12 protein-coding genes are annotated in these 13,663 nt (G+C 68.3%); 7 read left to right on the forward strand and 5 right to left on the reverse strand.

Going from position 1 to position 13,663, the window contains the following annotated elements; genetic code table 11:
* Positions 1–468: 468 nt before the first annotated feature.
* Positions 469–948, reverse strand: coding sequence for a hypothetical protein (locus ACZ5FU_RS34230; protein WP_469047847.1), 480 nt, complete (start codon positions 946–948; stop codon positions 469–471).
* A 113-nt stretch (positions 949–1,061) separates the two neighbouring features.
* Here ACZ5FU_RS34230 and ACZ5FU_RS34235 point away from each other — a divergent pair, with 113 nt between their 5' ends.
* Positions 1,062–2,459, forward strand: coding sequence for a helix-turn-helix domain-containing protein (locus ACZ5FU_RS34235; RefSeq protein ID WP_469047849.1), 1,398 nt, complete (start codon positions 1,062–1,064; stop codon positions 2,457–2,459).
* A gap of 29 nt (positions 2,460–2,488) precedes the next feature.
* On the opposite strand, the gene ACZ5FU_RS34240 is transcribed toward ACZ5FU_RS34235, so the two are convergent.
* Both ACZ5FU_RS34240 and ACZ5FU_RS34245 read right to left on the reverse strand, forming a co-directional pair.
* The gene (locus ACZ5FU_RS34240) at positions 2,489–3,175 is read right to left on the reverse strand and encodes an IS630 family transposase (protein ID WP_468840076.1); all 687 of its coding nucleotides are present in this window, start codon (positions 3,173–3,175) and stop codon (positions 2,489–2,491) included.
* Between the two features lie 11 nt (positions 3,176–3,186).
* Positions 3,187–3,549 (reverse strand): helix-turn-helix domain-containing protein, encoded by a 363-nt coding sequence (locus tag ACZ5FU_RS34245; protein WP_469047850.1) that lies wholly within the window; start codon positions 3,547–3,549, stop codon positions 3,187–3,189.
* A gap of 115 nt (positions 3,550–3,664) precedes the next feature.
* Between ACZ5FU_RS34245 and ACZ5FU_RS34250 the strand changes: the two genes are divergently transcribed.
* Positions 3,665–4,084 carry a hypothetical protein gene (locus ACZ5FU_RS34250; protein WP_468646547.1) on the forward strand — a complete coding sequence of 140 codons (420 nt, stop codon included), beginning with the start codon at positions 3,665–3,667 and terminating at the stop codon, positions 4,082–4,084.
* A gap of 52 nt (positions 4,085–4,136) precedes the next feature.
* A complete protein-coding gene (locus tag ACZ5FU_RS34255; RefSeq protein WP_469047852.1) occupies positions 4,137–6,872 on the forward strand; it encodes a helicase associated domain-containing protein in 2,736 nt (911 codons plus the stop codon).
* Between the two features lie 168 nt (positions 6,873–7,040).
* On the opposite strand, the gene ACZ5FU_RS34260 is transcribed toward ACZ5FU_RS34255, so the two are convergent.
* The gene (locus tag ACZ5FU_RS34260; protein WP_469047853.1) at positions 7,041–8,060 is read right to left on the reverse strand and encodes an aldo/keto reductase; all 1,020 of its coding nucleotides are present in this window, start codon (positions 8,058–8,060) and stop codon (positions 7,041–7,043) included.
* Between the two features lie 28 nt (positions 8,061–8,088).
* Positions 8,089–8,985 (reverse strand): helix-turn-helix transcriptional regulator, encoded by an 897-nt coding sequence (locus ACZ5FU_RS34265; protein ID WP_469047854.1) that lies wholly within the window; start codon positions 8,983–8,985, stop codon positions 8,089–8,091.
* A gap of 386 nt (positions 8,986–9,371) precedes the next feature.
* Here ACZ5FU_RS34265 and ACZ5FU_RS34270 point away from each other — a divergent pair, with 386 nt between their 5' ends.
* The 4 genes from ACZ5FU_RS34270 to ACZ5FU_RS34285 are packed head-to-tail and all read left to right on the forward strand — an operon-like array spanning position 9,372 to position 13,651.
* Entirely contained in the window at positions 9,372–10,877 is a 1,506-nt protein-coding gene (locus ACZ5FU_RS34270) for an MFS transporter (RefSeq protein ID WP_469047856.1), read from the forward strand.
* 12 nt (positions 10,878–10,889) lie between these two features.
* Positions 10,890–11,774: an aldo/keto reductase gene (locus ACZ5FU_RS34275; RefSeq protein WP_469047857.1), complete on the forward strand. Its 885-nt coding sequence runs from the start codon at positions 10,890–10,892 to the stop codon at positions 11,772–11,774.
* Positions 11,775–11,807: 33 nt separating this feature from the next.
* Positions 11,808–12,875: an NAD(P)-dependent alcohol dehydrogenase gene (locus tag ACZ5FU_RS34280; protein ID WP_469047859.1), complete on the forward strand. Its 1,068-nt coding sequence runs from the start codon at positions 11,808–11,810 to the stop codon at positions 12,873–12,875.
* Entirely contained in the window at positions 12,872–13,651 is a 780-nt protein-coding gene (locus ACZ5FU_RS34285) for an NAD(P)H-binding protein (protein ID WP_469047861.1), read from the forward strand. The genes ACZ5FU_RS34280 and ACZ5FU_RS34285 overlap by 4 nt, the downstream gene beginning before the upstream one ends.
* Positions 13,652–13,663: the final 12 nt, after the last annotated feature.

Consider the following 13,663-nt stretch of genomic DNA (forward strand, 5'->3'; position numbering starts at 1 on the left):
CCCCGCGGAGCGGGTAACCCATCGCTGCGCGATGGGCAACGAACACCCGGGCGCAGCCCGGGTGTTGCGCTCCCGCGCCGCGGGAGCGCTGCTGCTCGCTGCGCGAGCAGCTCACCGGCCCGGCTGCGCCGGGCCGGTGACGCTCCGTCCGCCGCGCTCCCGGAGCTGCGGGGCCTGCAGCCCCGCGAGGTGGCCTCCGCTGCGCTCCAGCCACCCAGGACGCTGCGCGCCCCAACGGCCGGCCCCGCTGCGCGAGACCGGCCAACGGGCCTACGGCCCGGGCAGCAAGGGGGAAGGGGTGGCCCGGGTGGGTGAGCCTGCATCAGGTGATGCACCATGTAGGTTTGGTGGATTTGTGCCACCCCATGGGGCAGGGCAGGGGCTCAACAATTCGGCGTTGCCGGGCCCCTGCCTTGGGAGGTTGAGGCGCCCCCGTGGGGCATGAACCTCTTTCTTGTCTGGGTGTGCTCACCTGCCGTAGAGGGCCAGGAATGCCTGGCCGAGGGCGGCTGCGGAGGCCGTCACCGTGGCTCCCTTCCAGATCGCTGCCTGGAGCGTTGTGCTGTCGTAGTGGGCCAGCAGGCCATAGATGACTCCCGCCACTGCAGAAAGGAGCAAGACCAGGAAGCTGACACCCTGCTGAGGGGACATCAGGATGGCCAGCGTCAGAGAGGCGGTGCCGAACAGGGCAAGGCTGGCCCTCATGACCGCTGCATACGGAGAGTACGTCACCGCGACGGCCGGATCGGGACGGTCAGAGCGGTGAAGCAATCCAGCAGTGAGTGCCACAAGCACACCCACCGTCAGGGAAATCGCAATATGCAGCCCACGCGGGCCGCCCGCACTCTCTGCCACCTTTCCTGCCACAGTGACAACGGATCCAAGTCCGGCCTTCATGTCCCACTCTCCAAGTCCTCGCACGGGCGTCTTGGAAAAGACGGTCTCCATTGCGGAATGCGCAAGGAAGCCCGCAGGGGCATTGCGCAGCGGTACGCAACAGTGCGAGGTACGACACCAGCTTCCCGCTGCGCGGTACCATCCCTTTGTGAGGGGGTGGGTTGATGGGCACAGGCAAGCGGAAAAAGATCGAGCCGGGGCCAGAAGCTTTGGCCTACGGTCGGGAACTGAAAAAGATCTTCGCGAAGCAGTCTGCTTCGCAGAATCAGGTCGCGGCGGGAATTCCCGTCCATGCTTCCCAGCTCAGTCGGTACTTCTCCGGAAAGACGATCGCCAACCAGCAGCAAGCCGACGGACTGATCCGTGTCGTGCGTGGCTTCGGCGCCACGGTCACCGACCTTGAGGTCGCCGGGCTGCATGAACTGCGCCGAGCAGCCCAGGCTGCCAGCCCTAGCCAGCAGGACCGTGTCCTGCTGCTTAAAGAGCAGCTGAAGGATCTGCAGCAGCAGCAGCTCGACGATGTCGAGGCGCGGGCGGGAACATTCCGTGGTCAGGCACGGAGCCTGGAGGAGGCCAAGGGACAGGTCTCGCGGACCGTGCGGGGAGCCGATGAGACCGCTACGCGTTTCAGAGGGCATGAAGAACAGCGCCGCCAGGCCCGCCAGCTCTCCGAAGGAGCCGCTCAGGCCGCGTCCGTGCCCGTTGCGGACGTCGCAACGCAGGTCAGCAGTATTTCTGTGGGCGATGGCCGTCCCCCTCGTGGAATGGAGCGTTGGAGGGCTCGGGCGGAGCAGCAGAGAGCGGCATGCGCAGACTCTGGCGCGACTCAGAAGATGCCTCAGCGCGAGGCGGACGGTACGTCGGCGCGGCCCGCTGGGAAAGGGGTGGGAAAGACGGTCGGTCCGTCTTCTGGGCGTCTGCCCTGTCCCACGCCTGCAGGCCACTACCGGCCACCACCCCCACCCGTCACCAGTTCCTCTCTGGTACCGAAGAACCAGCGCGGTGCAAGCACGCACCGGCCAAAGCCTCCGCAACCCATAAATAATGGCCGCAGCGCTGCTCGACATGGTGGCAGCTATGAAGGACGGCACGCGGTACCTTCACCCCTAGCCGATCTGCCGGCGTTTCAGGGAGGAAAAAGTCAGACACTCCCCTCACTGCCGTCTGACGCTCTTGCAGAGACACATAAGGAGGCACGGATAGTCTGCGAGAAAGCACAGCGCGAGGCCGACAGAAAGCAAAAGCTTCAGAATACTGTGAAAAAATCCATCCGGTATGCGCACAAGATTGGACTCCCTTTCCTGGGAATCCAATCCGTCGGATTTGCGGGACTCCTCACTCATTTCATTCTGAGTGCAGGGATCCGAAGTGATCCTAACTATGGCGCATGCTTTATGGGCTGTGTACTGCTCACTGCCATCTCGGCATTTCTTGTCTACTGGACGACACCGAAAAAATCAATCACCTGTGCGCTGCGACCACCTTCGCGTTCTTCATCATTTTTTCATTCGGCATCGATTTCGCAGCGCTCTCTCCGGTCTCCGGAAGCGTCGATCATGTAGCCCGGATGATGACAGGAAATAAATATTGATCAGAAGCTTATTGGGTTCTCGTCCAGGACGTAGCGGACGTGCGGGCCGCCAAAGTAGCCGCGGACGATGTGCGGTTGGCGCTGGCGTCGGCGGAAGAAGCAGCGGGTCTCCGCGGCGAGTTCGGCCTGGTCGCAGGCCCGGTGCTGCCGGGGCAGGCTGTGCTTGAGGTCAGCGTTGACCAACTCGTCGGGGTTCAGCTCGGGCGAGTACGGGGGCAGGAAGTGCAGCTCGGCAGCCTCGGGGTGGGCGGCGAGCCAGTCACGGACCTTCTTCGAGCGGTGCGCGGAGTGCCCGTCGACCACGAGATGGACCTTGTGGTCGAAGTGGCCGGCCAGCCGGTCCAGGGAGCGGCACATCGCTTCAGCGGTGAAGGACTCGGTGAAGACCATGAAGTGCATCCGGCCCTTGGTACTGATCGCCGGCATCGCGTTCACCGAGAACCGGTTCCCGCTCCGCCGCACGACGGGCGTCTTCCCTTTCTCGCCCCAGGTACGGCCGGTGACCTGGTCGGACCGGATGCCGACCTGATCGGCGAAGAGGACCTCACCACCTTCGGCCTTCGCCTTCGCGCGGATCTTCGGCCAGGTTTCCTGATGCCAGCGCGCCACGGCCTCGGGGTCCTGTTCGACGGCCCGTTTGTCCGGGCGCTGGAAGGACAACCCCCACCGCTTCAGGTACTTGCCCACCCCCGGTTCGGTCAGCCCACCCGGTACAGCTTCGCGATCAGGTCACCGATCAGCCGCCGCGTCCACAGCTGACCGGAAAGCCCCACGTCACAGGGACGGTGATCAAGGACCGCCTGCCGCACGGCGCCCTGCTCAGCCTCCCCGAGCACCTGGTGCACCCCCACCGGCTTACCGCGCGACTGCATGACCAGCGCCTCCCGGCCACCGGCCTGCCACTTCGCCCACCACTTGTCAACCGCCTTCAGTGACACGCCGAAGACTGCCGCCACGTCCTCACGGTCCTGGCCCGCCACCAACGCGGCCACCGCCCGCAACCGCAGGGCCTCCTGCGCCGACGGCGACAGATGCCGGGCGTCCCCCACCAAATCGCTCACACCCCACCAACGATCCAGAACCCAAACCGTTTCGGATCAATATCAGTTAGATGCAACATGTAGTGTTGGCGAAATAGTGAAGGGCCCTATGTTGCGGAGCGAAGAAGTGCAAAGTGTGCTGGCGCTGCTTGGAGCAGTTCTCGGTGGAGTTCTGGTTCTTTTGGGTGATTTCATTCGGCGTGGAGTCGAAAGGCGCAAGGAGGAAGTGAATCGACTCGTAGAAGTAAGTGCGCGGCTCTCCTCTATGTATAACCGGATGTGTGGGGAGATAATTGACGCTTCTGTAGCTGGTGTAGCGGTGTCGGAGCTGGCCGCTGCGGATCCTCTCCGATATGAAGTAACCACCCAGTTCTTCATGACTCCTGGTAGTGAGCAGCTCCGCTCTCAGGCTTCCCGTCTGACGGATGCGTACTACGGGCTTCGGGATTCATACGGGCAGGATTCGGTCTGGGTGGCAGCTCGTGATGAACACGGTTTGGCGGTGCGTGAGTTCGAAGCTGCTGTTCGTGCCATCCTCCACCGTAATCGCATCTGACGTTCTGTTGGGTCTTCGTCATTGTCGAGGTTGGAGAGGTAAGGGGAGGTCTGTGATTCAGCTCAAGGAGCACCAGGTGGACCAGAAGTCGAGTTTCCGAAAGTGGGTCGGATTCCCTGCAAGGTCATCTGTGCCGCCTCAGGGTGCCCGTGGCACGATCGTGTCAGCGACCGGCTCCGGCAAAACGATCATGGCTGCTGCGAGCGCTCTGGAGTGCTTCCCCGAGAGCCGGATCCTCGTGACGGTGCCGACCCTGGACCTGCTCGTGCAGACCGCCCAGGCGTGGCGGGCGGTGGGCCACCTCTCCCCCATGGTCGCCGTGTGCTCGCTGGAGAATGACCCGGTGCTGAACGAGCTGGGGGTGGGCACCACTACGAACCCGATCCAGTTGGCCCTGTGGGCCGGGCACGGGCCGGTCATCGTGTTCGCCACGTACGCCTCTCTCGTGGACCGCGAGGACATCGACGCACCCGAGGAGCAGCGGAAGGTTCGCGGGCCGCTGGAGGCAGCTCTGGCGGGCGGAAAGCGCCTCTACGGGCAGCAGATGGCTGGCTTCGACCTCGCGATCGTGGATGAGGCCCACGGAACCGCCGGTGATCTTGGTCGGCCCTGGGCGGCGATCCACGACAATGCCCGCATCCCGGCGGACTTCCGGCTCTACCTCACCGCCACCCCGCGCATCCTCGCCGCGGCCCGCCCGCAGAAGGGCGCGGACGGCCAGGAGGCGGAGATCGCGACCATGGCCGACGACCCGGAGGGCGCCTACGGCGCGTGGATCGCCGAGCTCGGGCTCTCGGAGGCGATCGAACGCGAGATCCTCGCCGGGTTCGAGATCGACGTGCTCGAGATCCGCGACCCCTCCCCCGTCCTCGGGGAATCGGAAGAGGCACGGCGCGGCCGGCGTCTGGCGCTCCTGCAGACCGCCCTCCTGGAACACGCCGCCGCGTACAATCTCCGCACGGTCATGACCTTCCACCAGAAGGTCGAGGAAGCCGCCGCGTTCGCGGAAAAGCTGCCCACGACCGCAGCCGCGCTGTACATGAACGACGCCTCGGGTGAGGGCCTGACGGCCGCGGACCGACTTCCCGCGTCGTCGATCGACGCGGCCTTCTATGAGCTCGAGGCCGGCCGCCACGTACCCCATGGCCGAGTGTGGTCCGCCTGGCTGTGCGGCGACCACCTCGTCACCGAACGACGCGAGGTCCTGCAGCAGTTCGCAAACGGCGTCGATGCCACGGGGCGGCGGGTGCACCGCGCGTTCCTTGCAAGCTGCCGCGTCCTCGGCGAAGGCGTCGACATCACCGGCGAACGAGGAGTCGAGGCCATCTGCTTCGCGGACACCCGCGGCTCCCAGGTAGAGATCGTCCAGAACATCGGCCGCGCGCTCCGGCTCAACAAGGACGGCTCCACCAAGGTCGCCAGGATCGTCGTCCCGGTCTTCCTCCAGCCCGGCGAGGGCCCCACCGACATGGTCGCCTCCGGCAGCTACCGCCCCCTGGTCGCGGTGCTCCAGGGCCTGCGCTCGCATGACGAACGTCTGGTCGAACAGCTCGCTTCCCGGGCGCTCACCAGCGGGAAGCGCAAGGTTCACGTCCGGCGTGACGAGGACGGGCAGATCATCGGGGCCGGCGGCCCGGGCGACGGCGAGGTCCAAGAGGACGACACCGACGCCGCTGCCGAGTCCGCGCTGCTGTGCTTCTCCAGCCCACGCGACGCCGCGACCATCGCGGCCTTCCTGCGCACCCGGGTGTACCGGCCGGAGTCCCTGGTGTGGCTGGAGGGCTACCAGGCGCTGCTGCGGTGGCGGAAGGAGAACGAGATCACCGGTCTCTTCGCCGTTCCCTACGACACGGAGACCGAGGTCGGCACGACGAAGTCCTTTCCCCTGGGGAGGTGGGTGCACCAGCAGAGGAAGACGCTGCGGGCCGGGGAGCTGGAGGAGCGGCGCAAGGTTCTCCTGGACGCGCCGGAGGCCGGCATGGTGTGGGAGCCGGGAGAAGAGGCGTGGGAGAACAAACTCGCCGCACTCCGGTCCTACCACCGGGCCACCGGGCACCTCGCCCCGCGCCAGGACCAGGTGTGGGGCGAGGGCGAGGTGATGATGCCTGTAGGGCAGCACATGGCCAATCTCCGCAGGAAGGGCGGCCTCGGAAAGGACCCGGAGCGGGCCCGGGAGCGCGCGGAGCAGTTGGCCGCGATCGACCCGGACTGGGACTGCCCATGGCCGTTGGACTGGCAGCGGCATTACCGCGTCCTCGCGGACCTGGTCGACGCCGACGGCGCCCTGCCGGCCATCGCGCCCGGGGTGCTGTTCGAGGGCGACGACCTGGGCAAGTGGCTCCAGCGACAGCGGCAGCCGGCTAGCTGGGCGCAACTGTCGACCGAACAGCAGGAGCGGCTGTCGAAGCTGGGCGTGCAGCCCGCCGAGGTGTCGTCTCCCGCTCCGGCCGCCACGCGTGCGACGAACGGCGCGGGCAGGGCGGAACAGGCGTTCCAGCGCGGTCTGGCGGCCCTTGCTCAGTGGGTCGAGCGGGAGGGGGCCGACCGGGCGGTGCCGCGCGGGCACGGCGAGCAGATCACGGTTGACGGCGAGGGGGAGTCGGTGGCTGTGAAACTGGGTGTGTGGGTCTCCAACGCCCGCGCGAGGTGGGACAAGCTCTCTCCCGAGCAGCAGTCAGCCCTCGCAGCCCTGGGCGTGCCTTGGGCAAAGGCCGCAGCGGTGCCGAGCCAGCCTGACAATCTGGATATGACGGTCGGCCTGCCCGTCCATCGGTCTCTCACCTCATGACAGGGACCTATCCCATCACAACATCCGCTGACCAGCCCTGTAATACCCCGCTCCAGAACCTCATCACCGACGCAACGCCGAAAGATCGCAGGCGCGGGGCGGCTGTTCGCCGGTGGGCCGTGATGGTGCTCCGGTTCGGCCGACCGTGACCGGCCGAGCCGGCTCATGTCAGCGGCGTCGTTGGTCGGCCCGGAGTTCGAAGTCGCCGTAGCTGTTGTCGACCGGGTTGACGGTGACGCCCGGTGCGACGATCTCGTCGATGGCGTCGAGGATGTCGGACGACAGCGTGACGTCGGCGGCGGGCAGGAACGCCTCCAGCTGCTCCATGGTCCGCGGTCCGATGATCGCCGAGGTGACGCCTGGGTGGTTGATGACGAAGGCGACGGCCAGCTCGATCAGGGTGAGGCCCGCCTTCTCGGCGAGGAGGGCGAGCTGTTCGACGGCGTCGAGCTTGCGCTGGTTGGCCGGGGTGTTCATGTCGAACCGGGCCGTGGGGCGTGCCGAGGAGGCGGGGCCCTCGGTCGCGCTCTTGCGGTAGCGGCCCGAGAGCCAGCCGCCGGAGAGCGGGCTGTAGGTGAGGGTGCCCATGCCGTGGCGGCGCACGGTGGGCAGGACGTCTTCCTCGATGCCGCGGACCAGGAGGGAGTACGGCGGCTGCTCGGTCACGAACCGCTCCAGGTTCCGCTCGCGCGCGGTCCACTGGGCTTCGACGATCTGCGAGCCGGAGTAGGACGAGGAGCCGATGTAGCGGATCTTGCCCTGGTGGACGAGGTCGGACAGGGCGCCGAGGGTCTCCGCGACGTCCGTGTCGGGGCTGGGGCGGTGGACCTGGTAGAGGTCGATGTGGTCGGTGCCCAGGCGGCGCAGGGAGTTCTCGACCGCGCGGATGATCCAGCGCCGTGAGCCGCCTCGCTGGTTGGGGTCGTCCTGGTCCATCGGCATGAAGAACTTGGTCGCGAGGAAGACGTCTTCGCGGCGGCCCTGGAGGGCCTTGCCGACGATCTCCTCCGAGACGCCGGCCGAGTACACGTCTGCGGTGTCCACGAAGTTGATGCCCGCGTCGAGGGCGCGGTGGATGATCCGGATGGAGTCGGTCTCGTCCTCGTTGCCCCAGGGGCCGAACATCATCGCGCCCAGGCAGAGCGGGCTGACCTGGACGCCGGTACGGCCGAGCGGTCGGTACTGCATGAAGTGGTTCTCCCTGTTTCGTGGGGGGTCAGTTGTTGCCGGAGGGCACGGCTGTGCCGGTGGTCGTCCAGCTGGCGAGGAGGCCGAGGGCCTGCTGCTCGGGGGAGTCGGGTTCGGGGGTGTAGAAGTTGAGGCGCAGGCCGGGGTCGGACGGCAGCTCCATCGCCTCGTAGGGCAGGGCGAGGTCCCCGACCAGCGGGTGGTGCAGCCTTTTCACGCCGGAGCGGTGGAACTTCACGTCGTGACGTGCCCAGCGGTCGGCGAACTCGCTGCTTCTGGTGGTCAGTTCGCCGATCAGGTCGGTCAGTGCCTTGTCGTGGAGGGCGCGGCCGGTCTCGGTGCGCAGGAAGGCGACGGCGTCGTTGGCGCCTTTGTCCCAGTCGACCCAGAAGTCCTGGCCGGCGGGGTCGAGGAACATGAAGCGGGCGCTGTTGACCGGGCCGCGCTGCGCGAACAGCGGGGAGTCGAACAGCGGTGCGTACAGCGCACGGCCCAGGGCGTTGGTGGCCACGATGTCGAAGCGGGCGTTGCGGACGTACGCCGGTACCCCGGCCATGGAGTCGAGCAGCCGCAGGATCGTCGGGCGTACCCGGGAGGAGGTCGCCGCGGGGCGGCGGCCCGAGGGGGTGGAGGCGCGGGCGAGGTCGTAGAGGTGGGTGCGTTCGGCCTCGTTGAGCTGCAGGGCGTGGGTGAGGGCTTCGAGGACCGAGTCGGAGGCGCCGGCGAGGTTGCCGCGCTCCAGGCGGACGTAGTAGTCCACGCTCATGCCCGCGAGCAGGGCGACCTCTTCGCGGCGCAGTCCCGCGACGCGGCGGTTTGCGCCGTACAGCGGTAGTCCGGCCTGCTCGGGGGTGATGCGGGCCCGCCGGGTGCTGAGGAACTCGCGTACCTCGGCGGCCACGTCCTTCTTGGTGTGGTCGGTCATGCTCATTTCCTGGTGTCTTCGTCTGTCGCGCCTGGGCGGTCGGTTTCCGGCGCGAGCCGTCCGGAGGACGTTCATCGCGGGTGTCGTCCGGACGTCGGCTGGCCCAGCGGTCCGGGACGGGGTGCCCGATTCTGACCGGGCCGGTGGCGGCGGCCGCCTGTCGGACCTGGCCTTGGGTCGAGGGGCTCGGGGGGGCTCCTCTCGATCGGCTGGCGCGGTGTGTCGGCTCCTCCACGGTAGGTCGGCCCGGACAAGCCTGCGAGGTACTGCCGGTACCTGGAAGAGCAGTGACTCCCACCGCCCCCTCAAGGTGCCGTTACCTGGAAGAAGGCACAGACGGGCGGCCCGGGATCGGGCCGCGCTCCCGATCGACGTGAAGGAAGACCGTGCGCACAGCAGCCACCCAGGACACCGGCGACGCCCTCGCCGGGCCGGTCGCCGACTTGAGCCGTCCGGGCGGGCCGAGCGGTGGCAGGGGCACCGAATCGTGTCGCCCGGTGCGGCGTTCCTCCAGGGGGCCGGCCCGTTCGACGCTGATCCTCGCCATCATCTGCGTCAGCTGCTTCATGGTCATCCTGGACAACTCGATCGTGTTCACCGGGCTGCCGCAGATCCGCTCCGACATGGGCTTCTCCGAGACGGGCCTGTCGTGGATCACCAATGCCTACGTGCTGGTCTTCGGCGGGCTGCTGCTCCTGGGGGCGCGCGCCGGTGATCTCTTCGGTCACCGCAAGGTCTTCCTGTACTCGCTGGTGGTCTTCTCGCTGGCCTCGCTGCTGGTGGGTGCCGCGCAGAGCGCCTGGTGGCTGATCGCGGCCCGGGCGTTGCAGGGCGTCGGCGCTGCCGTGCTGGCCCCCTCCGCGCTCTCCTTGCTCACGCGCAGCTTCGCGGAGGGCGAGGCGTGCAACCGGGCGATGGCCGCCTACAGTGCCGTGGCCGGTCTCGGCGCGGCGTTCGGGCTGGTCGTCGGAGGTCTGGTCGCGGACCTCGTCTCGTGGCGGGCGGGGTTCTTCCTGAACGTTCCCGTCGGCATCGTGATGATGGGGCTGGCGGTGCGTTTCTTGCCCGAGACCGAGCGTCGCGGCGGCCGGTTCGACGTGGCCGGAGCGTTGCTGGCGACCGTGGGCTCGACCGCGCTGGTGCTGGGCATCGTCGACGCGGCCGACCACGGCTGGACGGCGCCGGCCACGCTGCTGCCCCTCGGGGCGGGCGTGGTGCTGCTGGTGGTGTTCGTCGCGGTGGAGCGGCGGGCCGCGCAGCCGATCGTGCCGCTGCGGCTGTTCGCGAGCCGGGAGCGGTCCGGCGCCTACGTCATCCGGATGCTCTACATGGGCGCGATGATGGGGTTCTTCTTCTTCACCGCGCAGTTCGTGCAGAGCGTCTACGGCTGGACGCCTTTGCAGGCGGGTCTGGCGTTCCTGCCGATGACGCTGGTCAACTTCGTCTTCGCGGTCCGCGTGCCCCGGCTGCTGGAGCGGTTCGGCAGGCCTCGGGTCCTGGCCGCGGGGGTCGCGTTGACGACTGTGGGCATGGCCTGGCTGAGCCGCCTGGACCTGCACACCCCCTACCTGACCGGGGTGGCCCTGCCGATGGTGGTCATCGGCGCCGGGCAGGGCCTGGCGCTGGCCCCGATGACCTCCAGCGGAGTCGACGGTGTCGCACCCGAGGACGCGGGGGCCGGTTCGGGTCTGGTCAACACCGTGCACCAGATCGGCAGCGCGCTGGCCTTGAGCATCCTGACGGCCGTGGCCGCCACCGTCTCCACCGCTCACGCGGCCGCAGACATCGCGGCCCGCTCCGGCACCGCGCTGACGGGCTCCGCCGTCCTGCTCGCGCCGGCCGTCGTCGCCGTTCTCACCCTGATCGTGCCCGCACGGGCGTCCCGCAAGTAAAGGACTGATGTGATGCAGACCCTCACCCTCAACAACGGCGTCGAGATGCCCGCTCTCGGGCTCGGCGTGTTCCAGACCCCGCCGGACGAGACGGTCGCCGCGGTCACGGCCGCGCTGGAGCTGGGCTACCGGCACATCGACACCGCCGCCGCCTACGGCAACGAGCGCGAGGTCGGTGAGGCCATCCGTAACTCCGACGTCCCGCGCAGCGAGATTTTCATCGAAACCAAGATCTGGATCAGCGACTACGGCTACGACGAGACCCTGCACGGATTCGACAAGAGCGCCGCCAAGCTCGGCGTCGACCGGATCGACCTGCTGATCCTGCACCAGGCGCTGCCGTCCGAGTTCGACAAGACCCTCGACGCCTACCGTGCTCTGGAGAAGCTCCTGGCCGATGGCAAGGTCCGCGCGATCGGCGTCAGCAACTTCATGGTCGACCACCTCACCCGTCTGCTCGACGCCACCGATGTCGTCCCGGCCGTCAACCAGCTGGAGATCCACCCTTACTTCCAGCAGCGCTCCGTTCTCAACTTCGACACCGCCCACGGCATCCTCAGCCAGGCGTGGTCCCCCATCGGAGGGATCACTTTCTACCCGGGCTACGGCGAGGACCGCCGAAGCGTCCTTCAGGACCCGGCCGTCACCGCCATCGCCGAGAGGCACGGCAAGAGTCCCGCCCAGGTGCTGCTGCGCTGGGGCCTGCAGCAGGGCCGCTCGGTCATCCCCAAGTCCACCAAGCGCCACCGCATCGCCGAGAACATCGACGTCTTCGACTTCGAACTCACGGCAGATGAACTCACCGCGCTGGACGCGCTGGAGACCGGCCGGCGCGGCGGTCCCGAGCCGGAGAACATCACCCTCGCCGCCTACGGCCGCGCCATCCCCGAAGCCTGACCTTCACCCCGTACGACCTGCAAAGGAACCACCGTGCCCACCACCGTCCACGCGTTCGGCGCCCACGAGGCCGGCCAGCCCCTCGCCCCCGTCACCATCGAGCGCCGCGACGTCGGCCCCCACGACGTCAAGATCGGCATCCTGTTCTGCGGGATCTGCCACTCCGACATGAACTTCGTCGACGGCTCCTTCGGCCCCCTCCCGGTCAGCCCGCTCGTGCCCGGCCACGAGATCGTCGGCCGTGTCACCGAGACCGGCTCCGCCGTCACCCGCCACCAGGTCGGTGACCTGGTCGGCATCGGCTGCATGGCCAACTCCTGCCGCGAGTGCGACAACTGCCAGGCGGGGCAGGAACAGTACTGCCTGAACGGCCACACCCTCGTCTTCGGCAGCCCCGACCCCGCCGAGCCCGGCGCCCGCACCCAGGGCGGCTACTCCGAGGCGATCGTCGCCCCCGAGGACTTCGTCGTCCGCGTCCCCGAGACCCTCGACCCGGCCGCCGCGGCTCCCCTGCTGTGCGCGGGCATCACCGTCTACGCGCCCCTCAAGCGGTTCGCCGCCGGTCCCGGTACCAAGGTCGCGGTCGTCGGCCTCGGCGGCCTTGGCCACCTCGGCGTGAAGATGGCCAAGGCCATGGGCGCCGACGTCACCGTGCTGTCCCGGTCGGACAGCAAGCGAGAAGCCGCCACTGCCCTCGGCGCCGACCACTACGCCGCGACCGGCGACGGCACCGCCTTCACCGAGCTGGCCAACACCTTCAACCTCATCCTCAACACCGTCAGCGCACCCATCAATCTGGCGGACTACCTCGGCCTTCTGCGTCTGCACGGCACCATGATCAGCGTGGGTGTCACCACACAGCCGATGCCACTGGACGTCTTCCCCCTGCTGCAGAACGGGCGCTCCTACGCCGGCTCCCTGTTCGGCGGTATCGCCGAGACGCAGGAAATGCTCGACTTCGCCGCCGAGCACCAGGTCACCGCCGACATCGAGCTGATCGGCGCACAGGACATCAACACCGCCTACGAGCGGATCAACGCCTCCGACGTCCGCTACCGGTTCGTGATCGACGGCTCGACCTTCAAGGGGCTGACGGCATGACGCAGCCAACCCGCCCGAGCATTAACCGCGTCCTGGTCGTCGGCGGGACGGGCAGCATCGGCCGCCTCGTCGCCGCCCGCCTGCTCGAGCTGGGTCGCCTGCCGCGCGTGCTCAGCCGCGGCCCCGACCGCGCCCGGCGCTCGCTGCCCGATGGCGTCGAGGTGGTGGCAGGCGAACTGGCCGATCAGGCGGCCGTGCGCGCCGCCGTCGCCGGCGTCGACGCCGTCGTGATGACCCACGGAGCACCCTACGGGTCCGGCGACTACGCCGCGGTCGACTACGGCGCCGTACCCGCGGTACTCGACGCGCTGGACGGACATCGCGTGCCCGTGGTGCTGATGAGTTCGATCGGGGTCACGGCGACCGGCGGGCAGTCGCGGGAGCTGCTGGACTGGAAGCGACGCGGTGAGCGACTCCTGCGGGTCAGCGGACTGCCGTACACGATTGTCCGGCCCGGCTGGTTCGACGCCGGCAGCACCTCCCACCAGCAGGTGGACCTGTGTCAGGGGGACCTGACCGAGTACGGGCCCGTCCGCCGCGACCACGTCGCAGAGACGATCGTCAAGGCCCTGCTGACCGAGTCGGCGAGGGTCCGGACCGTGGAGGTCTTCTCGGTCGACGGCCCGGCCATCACCGACTGGCCCGGCGCGTTCCTCGCAGCCGAACCCGACCGGCCGGGCGACCTCGACGGCGCCCGCGACCGGCCCGGACCACGTCCGGAGGCAGAACCCGAGCGTGTCCGCGTCGACCTGCAGCGTCACGCCCACACCGCCTGACACCCCCCATCT

The sequence above is a fragment of the Streptomyces sp. NPDC031554 genome (assembly GCF_055580685.1).